Origin of the sequence: Amycolatopsis sp. NPDC006125 (assembly GCF_040614195.1) — a bacterium.
Taxonomy (GTDB): domain Bacteria; phylum Actinomycetota; class Actinomycetes; order Mycobacteriales; family Pseudonocardiaceae; genus Amycolatopsis_E; species Amycolatopsis_E tucumanensis.
In genome coordinates this window covers 1-21,146 of sequence record NZ_JBEXTZ010000036.1, presented here as the reverse complement: position 1 = coordinate 21,146, position 21,146 = coordinate 1, and the positions used below count along the sequence as shown (strand labels likewise).

Annotated in this window: 25 protein-coding genes and 1 tRNA gene; 23 read left to right on the top strand and 3 right to left on the bottom strand. The window is 69.3% G+C overall.

Going from position 1 to position 21,146, the window contains the following annotated elements; all coding sequences use genetic code 11:
* Positions 1-58 precede the first annotated feature (58 nt).
* The 5 genes from rpmG to ABZ193_RS19800 all read left to right on the top strand — a co-directional run bounded on the left by rpmG (position 59) and on the right by ABZ193_RS19800 (position 1,969).
* Complete coding sequence (gene rpmG, locus ABZ193_RS19820; RefSeq protein WP_005453176.1) at positions 59-223, top strand: 50S ribosomal protein L33; 165 nt, start codon at positions 59-61, stop codon at positions 221-223.
* A gap of 345 nt (positions 224-568) precedes the next feature.
* The gene (locus tag ABZ193_RS19815; protein ID WP_354710920.1) at positions 569-1,018 is read left to right on the top strand and encodes a MaoC family dehydratase N-terminal domain-containing protein; all 450 of its coding nucleotides are present in this window, start codon (positions 569-571) and stop codon (positions 1,016-1,018) included.
* Complete coding sequence (locus ABZ193_RS19810) at positions 1,018-1,413, top strand: MaoC family dehydratase (protein WP_123684010.1); 396 nt, start codon at positions 1,018-1,020, stop codon at positions 1,411-1,413. The genes ABZ193_RS19815 and ABZ193_RS19810 overlap by 1 nt, the downstream gene beginning before the upstream one ends.
* 29 nt (positions 1,414-1,442) lie before the next feature.
* A complete protein-coding gene (locus ABZ193_RS19805) occupies positions 1,443-1,670 on the top strand; it encodes a ribbon-helix-helix domain-containing protein (protein ID WP_020417536.1) in 228 nt (75 codons plus the stop codon).
* On the top strand, positions 1,670-1,969 hold the full coding sequence (locus ABZ193_RS19800) for a type II toxin-antitoxin system PemK/MazF family toxin (RefSeq protein ID WP_020417537.1): 300 nt from the start codon (positions 1,670-1,672) through the stop codon (positions 1,967-1,969). Before ABZ193_RS19805 ends, ABZ193_RS19800 begins: the two co-directional genes overlap by 1 nt.
* A 190-nt stretch (positions 1,970-2,159) precedes the next feature.
* On the opposite strand, the gene ABZ193_RS19795 is transcribed toward ABZ193_RS19800, so the two are convergent.
* Positions 2,160-3,065, bottom strand: a complete 906-nt coding sequence (locus ABZ193_RS19795) for an SGNH/GDSL hydrolase family protein (RefSeq protein WP_020417538.1) — start codon at positions 3,063-3,065, stop codon at positions 2,160-2,162.
* A gap of 76 nt (positions 3,066-3,141) precedes the next feature.
* Positions 3,142-4,368 (bottom strand): pyridoxal phosphate-dependent aminotransferase, encoded by a 1,227-nt coding sequence (locus ABZ193_RS19790; RefSeq protein WP_354710919.1) that lies wholly within the window; start codon positions 4,366-4,368, stop codon positions 3,142-3,144.
* A gap of 178 nt (positions 4,369-4,546) precedes the next feature.
* On the opposite strand from ABZ193_RS19790, the gene ABZ193_RS19785 reads away from it, so the two are divergent.
* The 5 genes from ABZ193_RS19785 to rplA all read left to right on the top strand — a co-directional run bounded on the left by ABZ193_RS19785 (position 4,547) and on the right by rplA (position 7,287).
* Positions 4,547-4,619 (top strand) — tRNA-Trp (locus tag ABZ193_RS19785).
* Positions 4,620-4,646: 27 nt separating this feature from the next.
* Positions 4,647-5,096, top strand: a complete 450-nt coding sequence (gene secE / locus ABZ193_RS19780) for a preprotein translocase subunit SecE (RefSeq protein ID WP_020417540.1) — start codon at positions 4,647-4,649, stop codon at positions 5,094-5,096.
* A 55-nt stretch (positions 5,097-5,151) separates the two neighbouring features.
* Positions 5,152-5,982: a transcription termination/antitermination protein NusG gene (gene nusG, locus ABZ193_RS19775; RefSeq protein WP_020417541.1), complete on the top strand. Its 831-nt coding sequence runs from the start codon at positions 5,152-5,154 to the stop codon at positions 5,980-5,982.
* Positions 5,983-6,059: 77 nt separating this feature from the next.
* Positions 6,060-6,491 (top strand): 50S ribosomal protein L11, encoded by a 432-nt coding sequence (gene rplK, locus ABZ193_RS19770; RefSeq protein ID WP_017986580.1) that lies wholly within the window; start codon positions 6,060-6,062, stop codon positions 6,489-6,491.
* Between the two features lie 76 nt (positions 6,492-6,567).
* The gene (gene rplA, locus ABZ193_RS19765) at positions 6,568-7,287 is read left to right on the top strand and encodes a 50S ribosomal protein L1 (protein ID WP_020417543.1); all 720 of its coding nucleotides are present in this window, start codon (positions 6,568-6,570) and stop codon (positions 7,285-7,287) included.
* A 50-nt stretch (positions 7,288-7,337) separates the two neighbouring features.
* On the opposite strand, the gene ABZ193_RS19760 is transcribed toward rplA, so the two are convergent.
* Positions 7,338-8,186 carry a hypothetical protein gene (locus tag ABZ193_RS19760; RefSeq protein ID WP_020417544.1) on the bottom strand — a complete coding sequence of 283 codons (849 nt, stop codon included), beginning with the start codon at positions 8,184-8,186 and terminating at the stop codon, positions 7,338-7,340.
* A 382-nt stretch (positions 8,187-8,568) separates the two neighbouring features.
* Between ABZ193_RS19760 and rplJ the strand changes: the two genes are divergently transcribed.
* From rplJ to ABZ193_RS19695, 13 genes are all read left to right on the top strand, one after another.
* Positions 8,569-9,105 carry a 50S ribosomal protein L10 gene (rplJ, locus tag ABZ193_RS19755; RefSeq protein WP_017986583.1) on the top strand — a complete coding sequence of 179 codons (537 nt, stop codon included), beginning with the start codon at positions 8,569-8,571 and terminating at the stop codon, positions 9,103-9,105.
* Positions 9,106-9,150: 45 nt separating this feature from the next.
* Positions 9,151-9,543: a 50S ribosomal protein L7/L12 gene (rplL, locus tag ABZ193_RS19750; protein WP_017986584.1), complete on the top strand. Its 393-nt coding sequence runs from the start codon at positions 9,151-9,153 to the stop codon at positions 9,541-9,543.
* 187 nt (positions 9,544-9,730) lie between these two features.
* On the top strand, positions 9,731-10,906 hold the full coding sequence (locus ABZ193_RS19745; protein WP_354710917.1) for an ATP-binding cassette domain-containing protein: 1,176 nt from the start codon (positions 9,731-9,733) through the stop codon (positions 10,904-10,906).
* Complete coding sequence (locus ABZ193_RS19740) at positions 10,903-11,697, top strand: ABC transporter permease (RefSeq protein ID WP_017986586.1); 795 nt, start codon at positions 10,903-10,905, stop codon at positions 11,695-11,697. The genes ABZ193_RS19745 and ABZ193_RS19740 overlap by 4 nt, the downstream gene beginning before the upstream one ends.
* 2 nt (positions 11,698-11,699) lie before the next feature.
* Positions 11,700-12,539 carry an ABC transporter permease gene (locus ABZ193_RS19735; RefSeq protein WP_020417547.1) on the top strand — a complete coding sequence of 280 codons (840 nt, stop codon included), beginning with the start codon at positions 11,700-11,702 and terminating at the stop codon, positions 12,537-12,539.
* A gap of 7 nt (positions 12,540-12,546) precedes the next feature.
* Positions 12,547-13,881, top strand: coding sequence for an MCE family protein (locus ABZ193_RS19730; RefSeq protein WP_354710916.1), 1,335 nt, complete (start codon positions 12,547-12,549; stop codon positions 13,879-13,881).
* The gene (locus ABZ193_RS19725) at positions 13,878-14,909 is read left to right on the top strand and encodes an MCE family protein (RefSeq protein ID WP_354710914.1); all 1,032 of its coding nucleotides are present in this window, start codon (positions 13,878-13,880) and stop codon (positions 14,907-14,909) included. Before ABZ193_RS19730 ends, ABZ193_RS19725 begins: the two co-directional genes overlap by 4 nt.
* Complete coding sequence (locus tag ABZ193_RS19720) at positions 14,906-15,892, top strand: MCE family protein (protein ID WP_237338062.1); 987 nt, start codon at positions 14,906-14,908, stop codon at positions 15,890-15,892. The genes ABZ193_RS19725 and ABZ193_RS19720 overlap by 4 nt, the downstream gene beginning before the upstream one ends.
* The gene (locus ABZ193_RS19715; RefSeq protein WP_354710912.1) at positions 15,889-17,073 is read left to right on the top strand and encodes an MCE family protein; all 1,185 of its coding nucleotides are present in this window, start codon (positions 15,889-15,891) and stop codon (positions 17,071-17,073) included. The genes ABZ193_RS19720 and ABZ193_RS19715 overlap by 4 nt, the downstream gene beginning before the upstream one ends.
* Complete coding sequence (locus tag ABZ193_RS19710) at positions 17,070-18,281, top strand: MCE family protein (RefSeq protein WP_020417552.1); 1,212 nt, start codon at positions 17,070-17,072, stop codon at positions 18,279-18,281. Before ABZ193_RS19715 ends, ABZ193_RS19710 begins: the two co-directional genes overlap by 4 nt.
* Positions 18,281-19,540: an MlaD family protein gene (locus ABZ193_RS19705; protein ID WP_354710911.1), complete on the top strand. Its 1,260-nt coding sequence runs from the start codon at positions 18,281-18,283 to the stop codon at positions 19,538-19,540. The genes ABZ193_RS19710 and ABZ193_RS19705 overlap by 1 nt, the downstream gene beginning before the upstream one ends.
* A gap of 36 nt (positions 19,541-19,576) precedes the next feature.
* Entirely contained in the window at positions 19,577-20,164 is a 588-nt protein-coding gene (locus tag ABZ193_RS19700; RefSeq protein ID WP_020417554.1) for a hypothetical protein, read from the top strand.
* A 34-nt stretch (positions 20,165-20,198) separates the two neighbouring features.
* Positions 20,199-21,146 (top strand): hypothetical protein (locus tag ABZ193_RS19695; RefSeq protein ID WP_354710910.1); only part of this gene is annotated, 948 nt, incomplete at its 3' end.

Sequence of the window (21,146 nt, the reverse complement as noted above, 5' to 3'; positions counted from 1 at the left end):
GACTTGAGATCTTAAGTCGCCTTTGTGGGGGGTTCGTTGTGTAGAGAAAGGCTTTGCTGTGGCTGCCACCGACGTGCGACCGAAGATCACGCTGGCGTGCGAGGTCTGCAAGCACCGCAACTACATCACCAAGAAGAACCGGCGCAACGACCCGGATCGCCTGGAGATGAAGAAGTTCTGCCCGAACTGCGGTACGCACCGGGTTCACAAGGAAACCCGCTGACGCCAGCACCCCAGGTTTCGACGAAGGCCGCTCCGGTTCGCCGGAGCGGCCTTCGTGCTTTCCGGGGCCCGGCCAGGTAGAGCCCGCCGGACAGCATCACGGCGCCGAAGATCGCGTGCCCCAGCGCCGTCGGCCCGGCGGCAGCGCCGGGTCGGCCAGCTCGACCTCGCGCCGCTCGCGGGTCCTCGACCGGGCTGCTGCGCCAGGTCCGGATCACCGGCGAAGCGGGACTGCGGTCCCTCCGCGAGGAGGTCAGCCGCTGTCCCCTGCCCGACGGCGCGGGGCCGTCACGCACCGGCAACCCGACGGCGCTGTCCACGCTCGCCGGGTGGGTAGGCTGCTCGGGTGCCTTTGGACCCCTCGTTCGTCGGGCGGACGTACCCGCCGGACTCAACCTACGAAGTCGGCCGCGAGAAGATCCGCGAGTTCGCCGCCGCGATCGGCGACGCCAACCCGCTCTACACGGACCCGGAGGCGGCCCGCGCGACCGGCTACCCGGACGTCATCGCGCCGCCCACTTTCCTCACGGTGATCAACCTCGACGCGATCAACGCCATCGCGAACGACCCGGAGCTGGGGCTGGACTACAGCCGGATGGTGCACGGCGACCAGGCCTTCAGCTACACGCGCCCGGTGCACGCCGGCGACCGGCTCCGCATCACCACGACGGTCGAGGACATCATGGCCAGGGCTGGCAACGACTTCCTGACCGTGCGCGGCGAGGTCGTCGACGCCGACGGTCAGCTCGTGTGCACGACGCGCGCGCAGCTCGTCGTGCGGGGAGAGGGGGCCTGATGGCGTACGAGAAGGGCACCGAGCTGCCGCCGCTGCAGGTGCACGTCACACGCGACCAGCTGGTCCGGTACGCGGGCGCGTCGCTGGACTTCAACCCGATCCACTGGAACGAGCGGTTCGCCAAGGAGGTCGGGCTCCCGGACGTGATCGCGCACGGGATGCTGACGATGGCGCTGGGCGGCCGGCTCGTCACGGACTGGCTCGGCGACCCGGGCAAGCTGGTCGAGTACAGCGTCCGCTTCACCAGGCCCGTCGTGGTCTCGCCAGAGGGCGCGGACGTCGAGTTCACCGGCAAGGTCGCGGAGGTCCGCGAGGACGGCACCGCCCGCGTGGACATCACGGCCAAGTTCGACGGCAAGACGGTGCTCGGGAAGGCCCAGGCCGTCGTCCGCTGACGTGCATCCCAAACTGGTACCGTAGTGGTATGACGAAGCAGATCGCCGTTCGTCTCCCCGACGACCTGGTGTCCTTCATCGACCACGTGGTGGAGGAGGGCGGCGCCGCGAGCCGTGCCGAGCTGGTGTTCCGCGCCTTGGAGCGGGAGCGCCGGCGCCTGCTCGCGGAGCGCGACATCGCCCTGCTGACGGGCGGCGTGCCGGACGATCTCGCCGGGATCGAGGAGCACGCCGCCCCGCTGGACGACCTGGACTGATGCGCCCGATCCACCTCGCCCGGCTCGACAAGGTCCGGCCGGTGCTGGTGCTGACCCGCGAGCTGGTCCGCCCGCACCTGACCCGCGTCACGATCGCCCCCGTGACGAGCACGATCCGCGGCCTGTCCACCGAGGTGCGGGTCGGCAGCCGCAACGGCTTGGACCACGAAAGCGTCGTCAGCTGCGACAACATCCAGACGATCCGCAAGTCGGCGCTGGGCAAGCAGATCGGCCGCCTGATGCCCGACCAGGAGCGCGAACTGACGGAAGCGATCCGCCTGGCCTTCGACCTCGACTGAGGCCCGCAGCGCGGCGCCTGAACACGGTAGCTGGGTGGTCATCCCGTCGCCTGCCACCGGAACGATCACTTTGAGCCAGGCCCAAGGTGAGACGAGGCACCGCTAGGTCATCCCGGAGCCTGCCCGTCCGGCGAGGACAATCTTTTGATCTTTGAAGCCGCACTCAGGCACACGAGCCGCCGCAGCCGCGTCAATCCACCAGATCCAGCACCACGTCCGCCATCCCACGCTCCCCGACCGCGTTGGGATGCAGCTCCATCGCCGGCGAGGACGGCACCACGTCCTCGACCCACTTGACCCGCGCCTTGGCGCACATGTCCTTCCCCTTGGACGGCGTCGCCGTGTCCGCGTACCCGGCCTGGCCCGCCTTCGCCTCCGCGGCCAGCATCGAGTTCAGCCGGGCGAGCGAGGTCCGCAGGTAGGCCACGTCCTCGGGCCCGATGGGCAGGAACGGCCAGCACCCGTTGCCGTCCGGCAGCGCCGTCGGGTAGCCCACCACGATCACCTGCGCCCGCGGCGCCCGCTCGTGGATCGCGGCCAGCGCGGCCCGCACCTTCGGCGCCGTCGCCTCGATCCGCTCCGCCAGCTGGTCCCGCCCGCCCGCGGTCAGCCGCGGCTTGCACAGCGAGACCGTGCGGTTCGTCGTGAGGCAGTCGCGGGCGAGGCTCACCAGCCCGATGTCGTTGCCGCCGATCCCGAGCGTCACCAGCGTCGTGTCCGGGGTGACCGCGTCCAGCTGCGGCGGGTTCACCCCGTCCGGCGTGGTCTGCGGCTCCGACAGGTGCTGCGTCGTCGCCCCGCCGCAGCTCACGTCGGCGAACGACACCGGCCGCAGCTCGGCGGCGACGAGGTGCGGGTAGTTGTTGTCCGACCGCCCGCAGCCCGGCGGCGTGCCGGCCGGCGCTCCCGTCCGCGGCGCCGACGTGTAGGAGTCGCCCAGCGCGACGTACCGGCCGGTGCCGGGGCCGATCACCGAACCAGGGGGCTTCGGTGGCGCGGTGGACTCGCCGCGGTCGCTGCGCCAGTACACGACACCGGCGATCGCCGCCCCGACGAGCGCGGCCACCACCACCCCGATCAGCACCTTCTTCCCCACCCGCTACGGCTACCCCGAAAACGCCGAAGCGCCACTTCCGGCATGCGGAAGTGGCGCTTCGGTTGACTCGATCGGGTTACTTCGCCTCGGACAGCAGGGCGGCGATCCGCTCCACGCCCTCCACGAGGTCCGACTCGGCCAGCGCGTAGGAGAACCGGAAGTAGCCCGGCGTGCCGAACGCCTCGCCCGGCACCGCGGCCACGTCGGCCTCGCGCAGCATCAGGTCGGCCAGCTCCAGCGTGTCGGCCGGCTTCTCGCCGCGGATCTCCTTGCCGAGGAGCTCCTTGAACGACGGGTACGCGTAGAACGCGCCCTCCGGGGTCGGGCAGGTGACGCCCGGGATGTCCGACAGCAGCGAGACGATCTTCTTGCGGCGGGCGTCGAACGCGGCGCGCATCTCGGCGACCACGTCCAGCGGCCCCGCGACGGCGGCCAGCGCGGCCCGCTGTGCGACGTTCGACACGTTGCCGCACAGGTGCGACTGGTAGCTCGTCGCGGCCTTGATCACGTCCTTGGGGCCGGCGATCCAGCCGACGCGCCAGCCGGTCATCGAGTAGGTCTTGGCGACGCCGTTGAGCACCAGGGTCCGGTCGGCCAGCTCGGGCACCACGACCGGCATCGAGTGGTTCTGCACGCCGTCGTAGGTCAGGTGCTCGTAGATCTCGTCGGTGATCACCCAGATGCCGTGCTCGAGGGCCCACTTGCCGATGGCCTCGATCTGCTCGCGGCTGTAGACCGCGCCGGTCGGGTTGGACGGCGAGTTGAACAGCAGCACCTTGGTGCGGTCGGTGCGCGCGGCCTCCAGCTGCTCGACGGTGACCCGGTATCCGGTCGACTCGTCGGCCGTGACCTGCACCGGCACACCACCGGCGAGCTTGATCGACTCGGGGTAGGTGGTCCAGTACGGCGCGAGCAGCAGGACCTCGTCGCCCGGGTCGCACAGCGTGGCGAAGGCGGAGTAGACGGCCTGCTTGCCGCCGTTGGTGACCAGGACCTGGCTGGGCTCGATGGCGAAGCCGGTGTCGCGCAGGGTCTTCGCCGCGATGGCCTCCTTCAGCTCGGGCAGGCCGCCGGCCGCGGTGTAACCGTGGTTGGCCCGGTCGTGGACGGCCTTCGCGGCCGCATCCACGACGTAGTCGGGGGTGGGGAAGTCCGGCTGCCCCGCACCGAAGCCGATCACCGGGCGGCCCTGCGCCTTCAGCTCCTTCGCCTTCGCGTCCACGGCGAGGGTGGCCGACGGCGTGATGCCGGCGATCCGGGCCGAAATGCGGGAGCTGGCGGTGACGGTTGCGGGTGCGCTCATGGCCTTCATGTTCGCACGTCGCGTGTGTCGAGGAGCACGCGGGAGCCGTTCTGCGCCCCTCGGTTGCGGGCCCCTTCCGGGCTTGCCGTAGACTTCCGAACTTGGAACGTCCGGCGCCTGACCCCGCAGGGCATGCGGGGAGGGTCAAGGGCGTCCAGCGAGCGGCTGGATTGCTCGAAGGGGTGTAGCTCAATTGGCAGAGCAGCGGTCTCCAAAACCGCAGGTTGCAGGTTCAAGTCCTGTCACCCCTGCGTCGATGTAGGTGCCTTAGCGGAGGAGTGGTCGTGAGCGACAACGACGCCGGCGGCAAGGGCCAGGAGCAGGAGCCCAAGCGGGCTGCGCGTCCGGTCACGGCTGCGGCGCGGCGCGAACGTCGCGCCTCCGCGCGCCCTGCCGGCAAGGCGGCCAAGGACGGCGACAAGGCGCGTCCGTCGGGCAAGGCTTCGGCCGCTAGCCCGGTCACCGACGGCAAGGCCAAGGCGGGCGAGGTCAAGAAGGGTCGCGCGACCCCGAAGCGGACCCGCAAGGACAAGAAGCCGTCGCTGTTCGCGAGGCTGGTGCGGTTCATCCGCGAGGTGTGGGCCGAGCTGCGCAAGGTCATCTGGCCGACGCGCAAGCAGATGGTCACCTACACCACGGTCGTGCTGGTCTTCGTGGCCTTCATGGTCGCGCTGGTCTCGTTGCTGGACTTCGCGTTCCGCAAGGGCGTGTTCTGGCTGTTCGGCTGAGCGCGTCCCGCGGGCCGGCACGGACACGACAAGCGATCAAGTGAGAGGACGGAACGTGACCTCCGAGAACGGCGTCGCAGCCGGCGACGAGTACGACGAGCCGGTCGAGGCGGTGGCTGAGGACGAGGCCGTCGAGTCCGACCAGGACGCCGACGGCGCGGTCGCCGAACTCGACGCCGAGCCGGAAGAGGCCGCGGCCGACGACGAGCAGGCGGGCGACGAGGTGGCCGAGCCGGCCGCCGAGGCCGCGCCCGCCGAGGACGACGACGAGGACCCGGTCGAGAAGCTGCGCAAGGAGCTGCGCTCGCTCCCGGGCGACTGGTACGTCGTGCACTCCTACGCCGGGTACGAGAACAAGGTCAAGAACAACCTCGAGACCCGTACCCAGACGCTGGACGTCGAGGACTACATCTTCCAGATCGAGGTCCCGACCGAAGAGGTCACGCAGATCAAGAACGGCCAGCGCAAGGTCGTGCAGCAGAAGGTGCTGCCCGGCTACATCCTGGTCCGGATGGAGCTGAACGACGCCTCGTGGAGCGCGGTGCGCAACACGCCGGGTGTCACCGGGTTCGTCGGCGCGACCTCGAAGCCGTCGCCGCTGAGCATCGACGACGTGCTGAAGTTCCTGGCCCCGAAGGTCGAAAAGCCCGCCCCGGCGAAGGCCAAGGGCGAGGCCGCCTCGGCGGAGGCCGCGCTGGGCGCGCCCGCGGTCGAGGTCGACTTCGAGGTGGGCGAGTCGGTCACCGTCATGGACGGCCCGTTCGCGACGCTGCCCGCGACGATCAGCGAGGTCAACGCGGACGCGCAGAAGTTGAAGGTCCTGGTTTCGATCTTCGGCCGCGAGACGCCGGTCGAGCTGTCGTTCAACCAGGTCTCCAAGATCTGACGACCCAGTACACTGGATCGTTGGCCCTCGCGCGCAGGCAGGCGCGCGGGGTACTCGGTACTGAATAGGAACTAGGAATGCCACCCAAGAAGAAGAAGCTTGCAGCGATCATCAAGCTGCAGATTCAGGCGGGTGCCGCGAACCCGGCTCCGCCGGTCGGCCCCGCGCTGGGTCAGCACGGCGTCAACATCATGGAGTTCTGCAAGGCCTACAACGCCGCGACCGAGTCGCAGCGCGGCAACGTGGTGCCGGTCGAGATCTCCGTGTACGAAGACCGGTCGTTCGACTTCAAGCTGAAGACGCCGCCGGCCGCTCGGCTGCTGCTGAAGGCCGCGGGCATCGACAAGGGCTCGGCCGAGCCGCACAAGACCAAGGTCGCCAAGGTGACCTGGGACCAGGTGCGCGAGATCGCCGAGACCAAGAAGTCGGACCTGAACGCCAACGACATCGAGCAGGCGGCGAAGATCATCGCCGGCACCGCCCGGTCGATGGGCATCACGGTCGAATAAGTCCCCCGGGACTGCAGTGGGAGAGCCAGGCGCTGGCTCGTACCACAACTGATCCACTTTCTAGCTAAGGACAGACATGGCAAAGCGCAGCAAGGCTTACCGCCAGACGGCTGAGCAGATCGACCGCGAGCGGCTCTACGCCCCGCTCGAGGCCGTCAAGCTGGCGAAGGAGCTCTCCAAGTCCAAGATGGACGAGACGGTCGAGGTCGCGATGCGCCTCGGCGTCGACCCCCGCAAGGCCGACCAGATGGTCCGCGGCACCGTGAACCTGCCGCACGGTACCGGTAAGACCGTCCGCGTCATCGCGTTCGCCGTCGGCGACAAGGCCGCGCAGGCCGAGGCCGCCGGTGCCGACGCCGTCGGCAGCGACGACCTGATCGAGCGAATCCAGGGTGGCTGGCTCGACTTCGACGCCGCTGTCGCGACGCCGGACCAGATGGCGAAGGTCGGGCGCATCGCCCGCATCCTGGGCCCGCGTGGCCTGATGCCGAACCCGAAGAGCGGCACCGTGACGCCCGACGTGGCGAAGGCGGTCACCGAGATCAAGGGCGGCAAGATCGACTTCCGCGTCGACAAGCAGGCCAACCTGCACCTGGTGATCGGCAAGTCGTCGTTCGACGTCGAGAAGCTGGTGGAGAACTACGCCGCCGCGCTGGACGAGATCCTGCGGGCGAAGCCGTCCGCCGCGAAGGGCCGTTACATCAAGAAGGTGGTCGTCTCGACCACCATGGGGCGCGGCATCCCGGTCGACCCCGCCCGGACGCGCAACCTCCTCGCCGAGGACGCGACCGTCTGACGGTAGTTTCGAGAGAAGGGCCCCGGCGCTGCTGCGCCGGGGCCCTTCTTCTATCGGCTGGTAGGAGTGACCGCCGTGCTCGGCGCGGGGCACACCGTGGGGCCTGGCTCGTGGCCCACGACGAGCCACTGGTTGGTGTTGACCTCCCTGACGACGAAGACGCCGAGCGCGGGGCCGCCGGTGATCTCGTATTCGCAGGAGTCGATGCGCACCTCGGTGGCTCCCTGGGGAGGGGCGCCACCGAACGGCAGTGAACTGGCCCAGCTGATCCGGTTCGTCACCTGCTTGTAGATCTCGGCCGACGCCTGCTCACAGGTCGCGTACCCGAGGTCGTTCGCGAACTTCTGACGCACCTCCGGTGCGATCAGGCCGCAGGCGCGGTCCGGCAGGTTCTGACCGATCTGCTGGTAGATCTGGCGAGCCGCTTCGTACGGGTTGGCCGAGTAGAGCACGTTGGTGTGGTACGTGCCACCGCCGGTCTGGGCGGCGGGTAGATCCGGATCGTCCTCGGGGAAGAAGTGGTTGTACGCCAGCTTGCCGGCCACGATCAGGACGATCAGGAACAGCAGTGCGGACAGCAGCTTCCCCGCCAGCCGTTTCGCCCACTTCGGTGCCCTGATCTTCGGGCCGGGCTGGGGGAGAGGCTGGAGCTGGCCGTACGGCGGTGGCGGAACGGGCGGTCCACCGTGCCCAGGCTGTGTGGGCGGGCCGTACCCGGGCGCACTCTGCACCGGCGCGTGCGGGGCCGGGACGTTCTGCACCGGCGCGTTCTGCGTCGGCACCAGGTCTCCGTTGCTCTGCCGCTGCGCCTCGGTGTAGCGGAGGAAGTCCTGGAACTGCTGGAACTGCTGGAACTGCCGCAGCTGCTCCGGATCGAGCTGCGGCTGGGCCGGTTCCACGGCCGAGCCACCCGCCGGCGGCTCGCCGCTGGGGTCCCGGGAAGGCTCGTCGGGCTGTTGGCCTGGTCGCTGCTCCACCACGCGCCCATGATGCCTGCCACCGGGTGGCCGAGTCATCACGGACCGCGTAACCAGGGGGCCGGCAAGCCGCCCGCGCCGGCCAGGTACTATGGACGACGGTTCTACCGAAGACCGCTGGTTCTTCACGCCGTCAGGCGCGAAGCGAAGTGCCCCGGAACAAGGAGGGGCGGCCCGCGCAGGAAGAACGAGGCCGCACACCCCTGGTGTGCCACACGCCCCGTGCTTGCTGCGCGTGGGCGTTTTCTTCTTCCCGGGACTCCTCGCACAAGGCGGTCAAACCAGCCAAGAGAGGAGGCGACCCATGGCGAAGCCGGACAAGGTGGCGGCCGTCGCCGAGATCGCGGACCACTTCCGCAGCAGCTCGGCCACCGTCATCACCCAGTACAACGGCCTCTCCGTGTCCCAGCTCAGCGAGCTGCGCCGCGCTCTCGGCACCAGTGCCAAGTACCGGGTTGCGAAGAACACCCTCGTGCAGCGGGCCGCGGAAGAGGCCGGCATCGAGGGTCTCCAGGATCTCTTCGTCGGCCCGACCGCGATCGCCTTCGTGCAGGGTGAGCCGGTCGACGCCGCGAAGGCCCTGAAGAACTTCGCCAAGGACAACGCCGCCCTGGTCATCAAGGGCGGCTACATGGACGGCCGCCCGCTGTCCGTCGACGAGGTCAACCAGATCGCCGACCTCGACAGCCGCGAGGTTCTCCTCGCCAAGGCGGCAGGCGCGTTCAAGGCCAAGCTGTCCCAGGCCGCGGCTCTGTTCCAGGCCCCGGCGTCCCAGGTCGCCCGCCTCGCGCAGGCCCTCGCGGACAAGCAGCAGGGCGACGAGGCACCCGCCGAGAGCTGAAGTAACCACCCACCCCGTACCACCCGTTAGGAAAGGAACGCCATCATGGCGAAGCTGAGCACCGACGAACTGCTCGACGCGTTCAAGGAGCTGACCCTGCTGGAGCTCTCGGACTTCGTGAAGAAGTTCGAGGAGACCTTCGACGTCACCGCCGCCGCGCCGGTCGCCGTCGCGGCCGCCGCCCCGGGTGCCGCCGCTGCCGGTGCCCCGGCCGAGGAGGAGAAGGACGAGTTCGACGTCATCCTCGAGGGTGCCGGCGACAAGAAGATCCAGGTCATCAAGGTCGTCCGCGAGGTCGTCTCCGGCCTGGGCCTGAAGGAGGCCAAGGAGCTCGTCGAGGGCGCCCCGAAGCCGCTCCTGGAGAAGGTCGACAAGGACGCCGCCAACGCGGCCAAGGAGAAGCTCGAGGCTGCCGGCGCCAAGGTCAGCGTCAAGTAGTCGCGAATTCCGCATCTCGAAAAAGGCGGGTCACCCGGTGGGTGGCCCGCCTTTTTCTCTTCACCTGGATTGTGGCTTGAAAAACTCATGAGTAACCTGCTCGGGACTTGACTCGTTGCACCTTGTTGACGCCGGGCAGGCGTGTGCCAGGGTGTTGATCCACGGCGTCGGAGCTGCGGGAGGTTCGATGGGTGCCGAGGTGGTCATCGAGGGTCTGACCAAGTCCTTCGGGCGGCAGACCATTTGGCGGGACGTGACCTTGACACTGCCTCCGGGTGAGGTGTCGGTCATGCTGGGCCCGTCGGGCACCGGAAAGTCGGTGTTCCTGAAGTCCATGATCGGGCTGCTCAAGCCCGACCGGGGCAGCTGCATGATCAACGGTGTCGACATCGTGCGGTGCAGCGAGCACAAGCTGTACGAAACGCGAAAATTGTTCGGAGTGCTGTTCCAGGACGGCGCGCTGTTCGGTTCCATGAACCTCTACGACAACGTCGCGTTCCCGCTCCGCGAGCACACCAAGAAATCCGAGACCGAGATCCGCCGGATCGTCCTGGAAAAGCTCGAGATGACCGGTCTGGCCGGCGCCGAGAAGAAGCTGCCCGGCGAGATTTCCGGCGGTATGCGCAAGCGCGCCGGCCTGGCCCGCGCCCTGGTGCTGGACCCGGAGATCATCCTGGTCGACGAGCCGGACTCCGGTCTGGACCCGGTCCGCACCACCTACATCTCGCAGCTGTTCATCGACGTGAACGCGCAGATCGACGCGACGTTCCTGATCGTCACGCACAACATCAACCTGGCCCGCACGGTGCCGGACAACCTGGGCATGCTGTTCCGCAAGGAGCTGGTCATGTTCGGGCCCCGCGAGGTGCTGCTGACCAGCGAGGAGCCGGTCGTCAAGCAGTTCCTCAACGGCCGCATGGACGGCCCGATCGGCATGTCCGAGGAGAAGGACACCGCCCAGATGGCCGCCGAGCGCGCCATGTTCGAGGCCGGTCACCACGCGGGCGGTGTCGAGGACGTCACCGGCATCCCGGCGCAGATGCAGCCGACCCCGGGCGTGCCGACCCGGCAGGGCGCGATCCGCCGCAAGGACCGGGTCATGAAGATCCTGCACACGCTGCCGCCCGCCGCGCAGGAGGGGATCATCGAGTCCCTGTCCCCGGAGGAGCGGCGCCACTACGGCGTCACGCCGCGCCGCGCGGTGCACACCGGCAGCCGCCACGCCGCCCCCACCATGCCGCTGCCGACGCACCACCAGGGGCAGCTCTCCGACGAGGAAATCGCGCGCATGCCGCAGTCCGGGTGGCCCAGCAGAACCGAGACCACCGACCGGTTGCGTGGCCCGGGGGCCGGTGAGGCATGAGCTCGACGGCCTCCTCGGCCAAGGTTCCCGGGATCGGAATGCTGCGTGAGACCGGGAAGCTGTTCGCCCTCGGGCTGGACATCATCCGCGGGTTCTTCCAGCGGCCGTTCCAGTTGCGGGAGTTCATCCAGCAGTCGTGGTTCATCGCGAGCGTCACGATCCTGCCTACGGCCCTCGTCGCGATCCCGTTCGGCGCGGTCATCTCGCTGCAGTTCGGGTCCCTCGCGCGCCAGCTCGGCGCGCAGTCCTACACCGGCGCCGGCAGCGTGCTCGCCACCGTGCAGCAGGCCGCCCCGCTGGTGACCGCGCTGCTCGTCGCGGGCGCGGGCGGCAGCGCGATCTGCGCGGACATCGGCGCGCGCACCATCCGCGAGGAGATCGACGCGATGGAGGTGCTCGGCGTCTCCGCGGTGCAGCGCCTGATCGTGCCGCGCGTGCTCGCGTCGATGCTCGTCGCGCTGCTGCTCAACGGCATGGTCAGCGTCATCGGCGTGCTCGGCGGCTACTTCTTCAACGTGGTGCTGCAGGGCGGCACTCCGGGCGCGTACCTGGCGAGCTTCTCGGCGCTGGCCCAGCTGCCCGACCTGTGGGTCGGCGAGATCAAGGCGCTCATCTTCGGCTTCATCGCCGCCGTGGTCGCCGCCTACCGCGGGCTGAACCCCGCGGGCGGCCCGAAGGGCGTGGGTGACGCGGTGAACCAGTCCGTCGTCATCACGTTCCTGCTGCTCTTCGTCGTGAACTTCGTGATCACGCTCATCTACCTGCAGATCGTCCCCGGAAAGCTGAGCTGATCATGGCGAACATCGGTCAGACGGCGAAGCGGATCGCCCACCGTCCACTGGAGATCCTGGACAACTTCGGCGACCAGATGTCGTTCTACATCCGGGCGCTGGCGTGGACGCCACGCACGATCCGCCGCTACACCAAGGAAGTGCTGCGGCTGCTGGCCGAGGTCAGCTTCGGCTCGGGCTCGCTGGCGGTCATCGGCGGCACGGTCGGCGTGATGATCGGCCTCACCCTGTTCACCGGTGTCCTGGTCGGCCTCCAGGGCTACTCGGCCCTGAACTCGATCGGCACGTCGGCGTTCACCGGCTTCCTGACGGCGTTCTTCAACACCCGCGAGATCGCCCCGCTGGTCGCGGGCCTCGCGTTGTCGGCGACCGTCGGCGCCGGGTTCACCGCGCAGCTGGGCGCGATGCGGATCTCGGAGGAGATCGACGCGCTCGAGGTGATGGGCGTGCCGAGCCTGCCGTACCTGGTGACCACCCGGATCATCGCCGGGTTCGTCGCGGTCATCCCGCTGTACGTGATCGGCCTGCTGTCGTCGTACCTGGCGTCACGGCTGGTGGTCATCTACATCTACGGGCAGTCCGAAGGCACGTACGACCACTACTTCAACCTGTTCTTACCTCCCGAGGACGTCTTCTACTCGTTCATCAAGGTGCTGATATTCAGCGTCGTGATCATCCTGACCCACTGCTACTTCGGGTACCGCGCCTCCGGCGGCCCGGCGGGCGTGGGTGTGGCGGTGGGCCGCGCGGTGCGGCTGAGCATCGTCACGGTCGCCATCATCAACTTCTTCATCGGGTTCGCCATCTGGGGGACCTCGGTGACGGTCCGGATCGCGGGGTGACATCACTGTGGTGACCTTGCGCCGCAGGCTGCTCGGCCTGCTCCTGATCGTGGTGCTCGCGGCGGGCGTCACGCTGTCGATCGCCATGTACAACAAGGCGTTCACGCCGACCGTCGAGGTGAAGCTGCAGGCAGGCGAGGTCGGCAACCAGCTGCTGCCGCAGTCCGACGTGAAGGTGCGCGGGCTGATCGTCGGGTCGGTGAAGTCGATCGACGCGAGCGCCGAGGGCGCCACGCTGACGCTCGCGCTGGACCCGGAGTCGGCGAAGCTGATCCCGGAGAACGTGAGCGCCCGGTTCCTGCCGAAGACGTTGTTCGGCGAGCGGTACGTGTCGCTGGAGATCCCGGAGCAGCCGTCGGCGCGCACGATCGCCGCGGGCGACGTGATCCCGGAGGACCGCACGCAGAACGCGGTCCAGCTGTCGCAGGCCCTGGACAACCTGCTGCCGGTGCTGCAGGCCGTGCAGCCGGAGAAGCTGTCCACCACGCTGACCGCGATCTCGACCGCCCTGCAGGGCCGCGGCGAGACGCTCGGGCAGACCCTGTCGGAGCTGGGCACCTACTTCGGCGACCTGAACCCGCACCTGCCGCAGCTGCAGGAGAACCTGCGCGAGCTGGCGAAGTTCTCCGACAACCTCAACGAGGCCGCGCCGGATCTCGTGCAGACGCTGGACAACCTGTCGACCACGACGAAGACGGTGTTCGACGAGCAGCAGAACCTGCAGGCCCTCTACGCCAACGTGACGGCCGCGTCGCAGACCCTGGAATCGTTCGTGAGCGCGAACGCGAGCAACCTGATCAGCCTCGCCGAGAACTCCCGGCCGACGGCCGAGCTGCTGGCGAAGTACGCGCCGGAGTACCCGTGCCTGTTCGGCTCGATGGCCGAGCTGGTGCCCTACGTGGACGAGGCCCTGGGCAAGGGCACGAACCAGCCCGGCCTGCACGCGACGATCGAGATCGTCACCACCCGCGGGCCGTACGTGGCAGGCCGCGACGAGCCGCGCTTCGAGGACAAGCGGGGCCCGCGCTGCTACAACGTCAAGGACTTCCCGCAGCCGTTCCCGCAGTACCCGCCGGAGGGCCCGATCAAGGACGGCGCACAGCCGACGCCGGGCTCGCGTCCGGCCAGTGACGGGCTCCAGCCCGCCAACACCATCGCCGACGCCGGCGGCTACAACGGCGGCGGCGCGGCGGGCAGCAACCCGGCCAACAGCCGGGCCGAGCTCGACTTCCTGTCCCAGCTCGTCGGCCCGCAGGTCGGCCTCGACCCGGCGGCCATGCCGGGCTGGTCCGGCCTGCTCGTGGGCCCGCTCTACCGAGGTGCGGAGGTGACGGTCAAGTGAGGGGACTGGTCGCGCCGCTGGTCAAGCTGACCATCTTCATCGTGATCACCGTGTTGTTCACGGCGATCCTCGGCATCAGCATCGCCAACATCAACACCCAGGACACCACCGGCTACAGCGCCCGCTTCACCGACGCGACGCTGGTGCTGCCCGGCGACGACGTCCGCATCGCGGGCGTGAAGGTCGGGCAGGTCACCGACGTCAAGATCGTCGACCGGCGCCAGGCCCAGATCGACTTCGAGGTCGACCAGGGCCGCACCTTGCCCGCCGGTGTCACGGTGCAGATCAAGTACCGCAACCTGGTCGGCCAGCGGTACCTCTCGCTCGGCCAGGGCACCGGGGACGACAAGCAGACGCTCAAGCCGGGCAGCACGATCCCGCTGGAGCGCACCACGCCGGCGCTCGACCTGGACGAGCTGTTCAACGGGTTCAAGCCGCTGTTCCGCGCGCTCAACCCGGAGGACGTCAACAAGCTGTCCTACGAGCTGATCCAGGTCCTGCAGGGCGAGGGCGGCACGATCGACAGCCTGCTCGCCCACACCGCGTCGCTGACCACCACGATCGCGCAGAAGGACCAGGTGATCGGCCAGGTGGTGACCAACCTGAACACGGTGCTGGACGCGGTCAACGCGCACACCCCGCAGCTGACCGACCTGATCGACAAGCTGCAGCAGCTCACCACCGGCCTGGCCCAGGACCGCGACTCGATCGGTGACGCGATCGACGCGCTCGGCGGGCTGGCCAACACGACCGCGGGCTTCCTCGACGAGGCGCGCGAACCGCTCAAGAACGACATCTCGGCGCTGGGCGGGCTCGCCCAGAACCTCAACGACAGCGAGCCACTGGTGGAGCACTTCATCCAGTTCCTGCCGGAGAAGGTCACGACGCTGGCGCGCACGGCCGACTACGGTTCCTGGTTCAACTTCTACCTCTGCTCGGCGAGCGGGAGCGTGTCGCTGCCGCCGCTGATCAACCAGGAGATCAACCTCCCGATCATGCCGGCGACCCAGGCGCGGTGCGGATCATGAGGAGCTTCCAGTCGCGCAACCCGGTGCCCATCGCGGCCGTCGGCCTCGTGCTGATGCTGCTGGGCTTCATCGCCGCGCTCAACGCCGACGACCTGCCGATCATCGGCGCCGGGACCAGCTACGAGGCGGAGTTCACCGAGGCGGCCGGCCTGAAGGCCGACGACGAGGTGCGCGTGGCAGGCGTGAAGGTCGGCAAGGTCACCGACGTGGCGCTGGACGGCGCGTCGGTGAAGGTCACGTTCAAGGTCAAGGACACCTGGCTTGGCGACAAGACCGCGGCGGCGATCAAGATCAAGACGCTGCTCGGCCAGAAGTACCTCGCGCTCGACCCGGTCGGCGAGAAGGCGCTCGACCCGGGCACGCCGATCCCGAAGGAACGGACGCTGGCGCCCTACGACGTGCTGGACGCGTTCCGGGACCTGTCGTCGACGGTGAACGACATCGACACGGACCAGCTGGCCCAATCCTTCGACGTGCTGTCCCAGACGCTGTCCGGCACGTCCGACAACGTGCGCGGCGCGCTCAACGGCCTGTCGCAGCTGTCCGACACGATCGCCAAGCGGGACACCGAGCTGGCGCAGCTGCTGCAGAACACCAACCAGATCTCGCAGACGCTGGCCGACCGCGACCAGCAGCTGACCCGGCTGCTGCAGGACGGCAACCTCGTCCTGCAGGAGGTCGCGGCGCGAGAGCAGGCGATCTCCACGCTGCTGGCCGGCTCGCAGGAGCTGTCCCGGCAGCTGCAGGGGCTGGTGAGCGACAACGACGCCCAGCTGACGCCGGTGCTGACCTCGCTGGACCAGCTCACCGCGATGCTGCAGCGCAACCAGGACAACCTGGCGCAGGGCATCGCCCGGTTCGCGCCCTACATCCGCGTGTTCACCAACACCGTCGGCAACGGGCACTGGTTCGACAACTACATCTGCGGTCTGATCCTGCCTTCGATCGGCCCCCTGAACGAAGAGGGGTGCAACCAGAAATGACGGAGACCCGCTTCGGCCGATCCCTCGCGCGCGGCGTCGCCGCGGCCTGCGTGCTCGGCCTCGTCGTGGCCGGCGTGCTCTGGTGGACCCTCAAGGACGCCGACAAGAAACACCTCACCGCCTACTTCACCAGCGCGACCGGTCTCTACGTCGGCAACAGCGTGCGGGTGCTCGGCGTGGACATGGGCAAGGTGACCTCGGTCGAGCCGATGGGCGACCGGGTCAAGGTCGTGATGGAGTACGACCGCACGGTGCGGGTGCCCGCCGACGCGCAGGCCGCGATCGTCGCGCCGTCGCTGGTCAGCGACCGGTACGTGCAGCTCGCCCCGGCCTACACCGGCGGCGAGGTGATCAGCGAGGGCGCCACCATCCCGCTGGAGAAGACCGCGGTGCCGATCGAGGTCGACCAGCTCTACGAGAGCCTGGACAAGATCAGCCGCTCGCTCGGCCCGAACGGGGTCAACTCCAACGGCTCGCTGTCGGACCTGCTGACCACGCTGGCGCAGAACCTGGACGGCAACGGCCAGGCCCTGCACGACACGATCACCAAGCTGAGCCAGGCGTCGAAGACGTTGTCCGGCAACGAGGACGACCTGTTCGGCACGATCTCCAACCTGGCCGACTTCACCACCACCCTGGCCAACAGCGACAACCAGGTGCGCCAGTTCGAGCAGCGGCTGGCCGACGTCTCCGGCTACCTGGCGGGGGAGAAGGACAACCTGGCCGCCACGGTGCAGCAGCTCGGCACCACGCTCGCCACGGTGCAGCAGTTCATCAACAACCACTCCGACCGGCTGAAGTCCAATGTGGACAAGCTGGCCAGCGTGACCCAGGTGCTGGTGGACCAGCGCAGCGCGCTCGCCGAGATCCTCGACGTCGCGCCGGTCGGCCTGAACAACGTGATCAACGCCTACAACGGCTCGTCGGGCACGCTCGACGCGCGGGCCAACCTCAACGAGCTGACCCAGCCGCCGATCGTGATGATCTGCAACCTGCTCAAGCAGACCCCGTCCGCGCTGGACGCGATCGGCGACCTGTGCAGCTCGGTCGCGCCGCTGCTGGACGGCGCGGTGCCGCTGCCGTCGGTCGCGCAGACGGTGCACGCCCTGCAGAACGGCGAGCTGCCGCCGCTGCCGCTCCCGCTGGCGCAGACGGTCTACGGAACGGGGGCGTCGCGATGAGGAAGACGATCGCGCTCGTCGCCGCCGGCGTGGCCGGCGCGCTGACCCTGTCCAGTTGCTCGTTCGGCGGCATCTACGACGTGCCGCTGCCCGGCGGCGCCGACCTCGGCGACCACCCGTACACGGTCAAGGTCCAGTTCAACGACGTGCTCGACCTCGTGCCGCAGGCTGGCGTCAAGGTCAACGAGGTCCCGGTCGGCCGGGTCGAGGCGATCGGCCTGACGCCGGACGGCTGGCACGCCGAGGTCACCGTGAAGCTCAACGGCGACGTCAAGCTGCCCGCCAACTCGCTCGCCAACATCCGGCAGTCCAGCCTCCTCGGCGAGAAGTACGTCGAGCTGGCCTCGCCCGGCGACGACCTGGCGCAGGGCACGCTCACCGACGGCGCGGAGATCCCGCTGGCGCGCACCAACCGCAGCGTCGAGGTGGAGGAGGTGCTCGGCGCGCTGTCCATGCTGCTCAACGGCGGCGGTGTCGAGCAGCTCAACACCATCACCAAGGAGCTCAACGCCGCCACCGAGGGCCGCGAGCCGGACATCCGGCGCCTGCTGGACAACGCCAACCAGCTGGTGTCCACACTGGACGCCCAGTCCGGCGACATCACCCGCGCGCTGGACGGCCTCAACCGGCTCGCCAGCACGCTGGCCGGGCAGAAGGACCAGATCGTCAACGCCATCGACGACCTCGGCCCCGGCATCGGCGTCCTGGAGCAGCAGCGCACCCAGCTGGTCACCATGCTGCAGGCGCTGCAGAACCTCTCCGGCGTCACCGTCGACACGCTGAACAAGAGCCAGGAGAACCTGGTCGCCGACCTGCGGGCGCTGCTGCCGACGCTGCAGAAGCTCGGTGAGGCCGGCGCCGACCTGCCCAAGTCGCTGGAGATCCTGCTGACCTACCCGTTCACCGACGCGGCGGTCGACGGCGTGAAGGGCGACTACTTCAACCTCTACGCCAAGATCGACCTCAACCTGCAGAACGTGCTGCAGAACCTGAGCCGCAGCAGGCAGAACCCCCTCGGCGGCGTGCTGCCGGACAGCCTGGCCGGGCTCACCGGCGGCGTCGAGGGCGAACAGGCCAACCAGCCGCCGCCGCTGCCGTTGCCGCAGGATCTGGCGCCGCAGAGCACGGCTGCGACCGGCGCGACCGGGGCGCAGCCGCAACAGACCGGGGTCGCGGGCATCTTCGGCCTGCTGGCGGGGGGTGTGTGATGCTGGTCCGCAAGACCAAGATCCAACTGCTCGCGTTCCTGGTCATCTCCGTGGTGGCCGTGGTCTACGCGCTGATCCGGTTCGCCGGGCTCGGGCAGGTGTTCGGCCAGACCGGCTACACGGTCAAGCTGGAGCTGACCCAGTCCGGCGGCATCTTCACCGGGGCCGAGGTCACCTACCGCGGCTACAACATCGGCAAGGTCGGCCAGCTGCGGCTCACCGCCGAGGGGCTGGAAGCGGACCTGGAGATCGCGCCGGACACCCCGCAGGTGCCGGCGAACCTGCAGGCCGTCATCGCCAACCGGTCGGCCGTCGGCGAGCAGTTCGTCGACCTGCGGCCGGTCGCCGACGGCGGACCGTACCTCGCGGGCGGCTCGGTCATCCCGGCCGCGAAGACCCAGGTGCCGATCGGCACCGACCAGATCATCACCGACCTGGACAGCCTGGCGTCCTCGGTGCCGAAGGACGCGCTGCGGACCGTAGTCGACGAGTCCTACGACGCGTTCAACGGCACCGGGCCGGGCCTGCAGCAGCTGCTGGACACCGCGCGCGACTTCACCGCCACCGCGCAGCAGTACCTGCCGCAGACTGTGCAGCTGCTCGACTCCGGCGAGCGGGTGCTGCAGACGCAGAACCAGCAGGCGGGCAACCTGAAGGAGTTCAGCGCCAACCTCAACGAGCTGTCGGCGACGCTGAAGGGCTCCGACGCCGACATCCGGCGGCTGATCGAGGTCGCCCCCGGCGCGGCGCAGACGCTCAACCAGTTCGTCACGGACCTCGGGCCAGGGCTCGGTGAGCTGACCGCGAACCTGCTGACCACATCGAACCTGCTGCTGACCCGGCAGGACGGCATCCAGCAGGTGCTCGTCAGCTACCCGGTGCTGGCGGTGGGCGCCCGCAGCGTGGCGCCCGGTGACGGCACCGCGCACCTCGGGCTGGCGCTCAACCTGTTCGACCCGCCGGTGTGCACCAAGGGCTACATGAGCCCGGAGGAGTACCGCACGGGCGCGGAGACGACCCCGCGCGACCCGAACCTGAACTCGTACTGCGCGGAGCCCGCGGGCAGCCCGATCGGCGTGCGCGGCGCTCAGAACGCGCCGTACAACGGCGTGCCGGTCGCGCCGACGCCGCAGGACGTGCAGCAGAACTCGACTCGCGACGAGGAGCAGCTGGCGTACATGCGGGGCACCCCCGGCGTCGTCGGCTCGCCGGGCGTCTCGATCACCAGCCTGTCCGCCCTGCTGGGGCTGCCCGGCTGACGCCGCCCACACCCGACCTACCTACTCTGGAGTGTTATGAGTTCGGACGAGGCACGGACCGAGGACGCCGGCTTCCCGGAGCCGCCTGCCGCGGACCCGGCGGCCGGGGACAAGCTGGGCCGGTACCTGGTGCTGGGCACGGCCGCGCTGGCCGCGGCGGCGCTGATCGTGGCCGGGATCTTCGGCGTCCAGTGGTGGGTCGCCTCCGCCGACGACAACCTGGACCTGGCCCAGGCCCGCGACGACGTGGTCAAGGCGGGCACCACGGCGGTCAAGGCGTACACCGAGCTGGACTACACCAACCCGGACGCCTACTTCGCGCAGCAGAAGGCCGTCTCGACCCAGGAGCTGGTCGACCAGATCACCGCGAGCGAGCAGAACTACCGCCAGGCGATGGCCGACGCCAAGACCAAGGTGACCACCACGGTGCAGGACATCGGCGTGGAGGAGCTGGACCTGCACGGCGGGAAGGCGAGCTTCCTGGCCGCGATCAGCACGCTGGTCACCAAGGAGGGCGCGCAGCCCGCCGCCAAGCCGTTGCGGCTGGAGGTGCAGATGACCCGGGTCGGCGACGAGTGGAAGGTGTCCGGGATCGGGTCGGTGCCGCTCGTGAGCGGGCAGTAGCCGTCGCCCCAGGCGTACGAGGAGAGGACCAGTCATGCCACCGTCTCGCCGGCAGCCGCCGCCGGTGCGCCGCCGCCCCAAGGTCGCAGGCGCCGGGATCCGGCGTCCCTCGCCGAGGCCCCGCGACGAGGAGTACACCGAGACCGACGAGGTCAGCGCGCCCGAGGTCGAGGAGGCTTCGGCGCCGGCCGAGCCCGCTTCGGTTGAGGCCGCATCGGTTGAGCCCGAGGAAGCCCCGGCCGAGCCCCGGCGGCCGAGCCCGCGGCCGAAGGCCCGCGACGCGGGGGAGCCGAAGCCGGAGAGCTACGCCGAGGCCGAGGCCGCCGCGGCGGAGGAGGAGCCCGCGGAGCCCGGCCCGCGGCGCAAGACCAGCCCGTACGTCCTGGCCGGTGCGCTGTTCGGCCTGGCGCTGGTGCTGGCCGGGTTCGCGGTGTGGTTCAAGATCGAGGGCAACCGCGTCGACGCGATGACCTCGAACACCGCCCTGCTGGACACCGCTCGTACCGCGGACGTCAGCAAGGCCGCGTCGAACGCCGTGGAGTCGCTGTTCTCCTACGACTTCAACAACATCGCGAAGACCCAGGACGCGGCCAAGGACCTGCTCCTCAACGACGAGGTGAAGGCCACGTACAACCGCATCTTCGGCGAGGTCGAGCGGCTGGCCCCGCAGCAGAAGATCGTGGTCACGGTGAAGGCGACCCGCAGCGCGGTGATCATGCTGGACGGGGACCGCGCGAAGGTCATGGTGTTCGTCGACCAGACGTCGACGCGCACGGACCAGAACCAGACCGCGAGCGGCAGCGCCCAGCTGTGGCTGAACATGCAGTACGTGGACGGGAAGTGGAAGGTCTCGGCGCTCGACACGTACGCGGCAGACCAGCCGACGCCCACGCCCGCGCCGTCGACTTGCTGGTTGAACAGGCGCCGCTGCTGCAGCGGCGGGATGGAGCAGGAGAGCGGACAGCGTGGCTGGATCGACGAA

What these genes read in the sequence shown, in the direction of transcription:
- ABZ193_RS19810 (WP_123684010.1), top strand. Translation starts at nt 1,018, where the DNA reads ATGGCGTACGAGAAGGGCACCGAGCTGCCGCCGCTGCAGGTGCACGTC.
- ABZ193_RS19805 (WP_020417536.1), top strand. Translation starts at nt 1,443, where the DNA reads ATGACGAAGCAGATCGCCGTTCGTCTCCCCGACGACCTGGTGTCCTTC.
- ABZ193_RS19800 (WP_020417537.1), top strand. Translation starts at nt 1,670, where the DNA reads ATGCGCCCGATCCACCTCGCCCGGCTCGACAAGGTCCGGCCGGTGCTG.
- ABZ193_RS19790 (WP_354710919.1), bottom strand. Translation starts at nt 4,368, where the DNA reads ATGAGCGCACCCGCAACCGTCACCGCCAGCTCCCGCATTTCGGCCCGG.
- rplK (WP_017986580.1), top strand. Translation starts at nt 6,060, where the DNA reads ATGCCACCCAAGAAGAAGAAGCTTGCAGCGATCATCAAGCTGCAGATT.
- rplA (WP_020417543.1), top strand. Translation starts at nt 6,568, where the DNA reads ATGGCAAAGCGCAGCAAGGCTTACCGCCAGACGGCTGAGCAGATCGAC.
- rplJ (WP_017986583.1), top strand. Translation starts at nt 8,569, where the DNA reads ATGGCGAAGCCGGACAAGGTGGCGGCCGTCGCCGAGATCGCGGACCAC.
- rplL (WP_017986584.1), top strand. Translation starts at nt 9,151, where the DNA reads ATGGCGAAGCTGAGCACCGACGAACTGCTCGACGCGTTCAAGGAGCTG.
- ABZ193_RS19745 (WP_354710917.1), top strand. Translation starts at nt 9,731, where the DNA reads ATGGGTGCCGAGGTGGTCATCGAGGGTCTGACCAAGTCCTTCGGGCGG.
- ABZ193_RS19740 (WP_017986586.1), top strand. Translation starts at nt 10,903, where the DNA reads ATGAGCTCGACGGCCTCCTCGGCCAAGGTTCCCGGGATCGGAATGCTG.
- ABZ193_RS19735 (WP_020417547.1), top strand. Translation starts at nt 11,700, where the DNA reads ATGGCGAACATCGGTCAGACGGCGAAGCGGATCGCCCACCGTCCACTG.
- ABZ193_RS19720 (WP_237338062.1), top strand. Translation starts at nt 14,906, where the DNA reads ATGAGGAGCTTCCAGTCGCGCAACCCGGTGCCCATCGCGGCCGTCGGC.
- ABZ193_RS19715 (WP_354710912.1), top strand. Translation starts at nt 15,889, where the DNA reads ATGACGGAGACCCGCTTCGGCCGATCCCTCGCGCGCGGCGTCGCCGCG.
- ABZ193_RS19710 (WP_020417552.1), top strand. Translation starts at nt 17,070, where the DNA reads ATGAGGAAGACGATCGCGCTCGTCGCCGCCGGCGTGGCCGGCGCGCTG.
- ABZ193_RS19705 (WP_354710911.1), top strand. Translation starts at nt 18,281, where the DNA reads ATGCTGGTCCGCAAGACCAAGATCCAACTGCTCGCGTTCCTGGTCATC.
- ABZ193_RS19700 (WP_020417554.1), top strand. Translation starts at nt 19,577, where the DNA reads ATGAGTTCGGACGAGGCACGGACCGAGGACGCCGGCTTCCCGGAGCCG.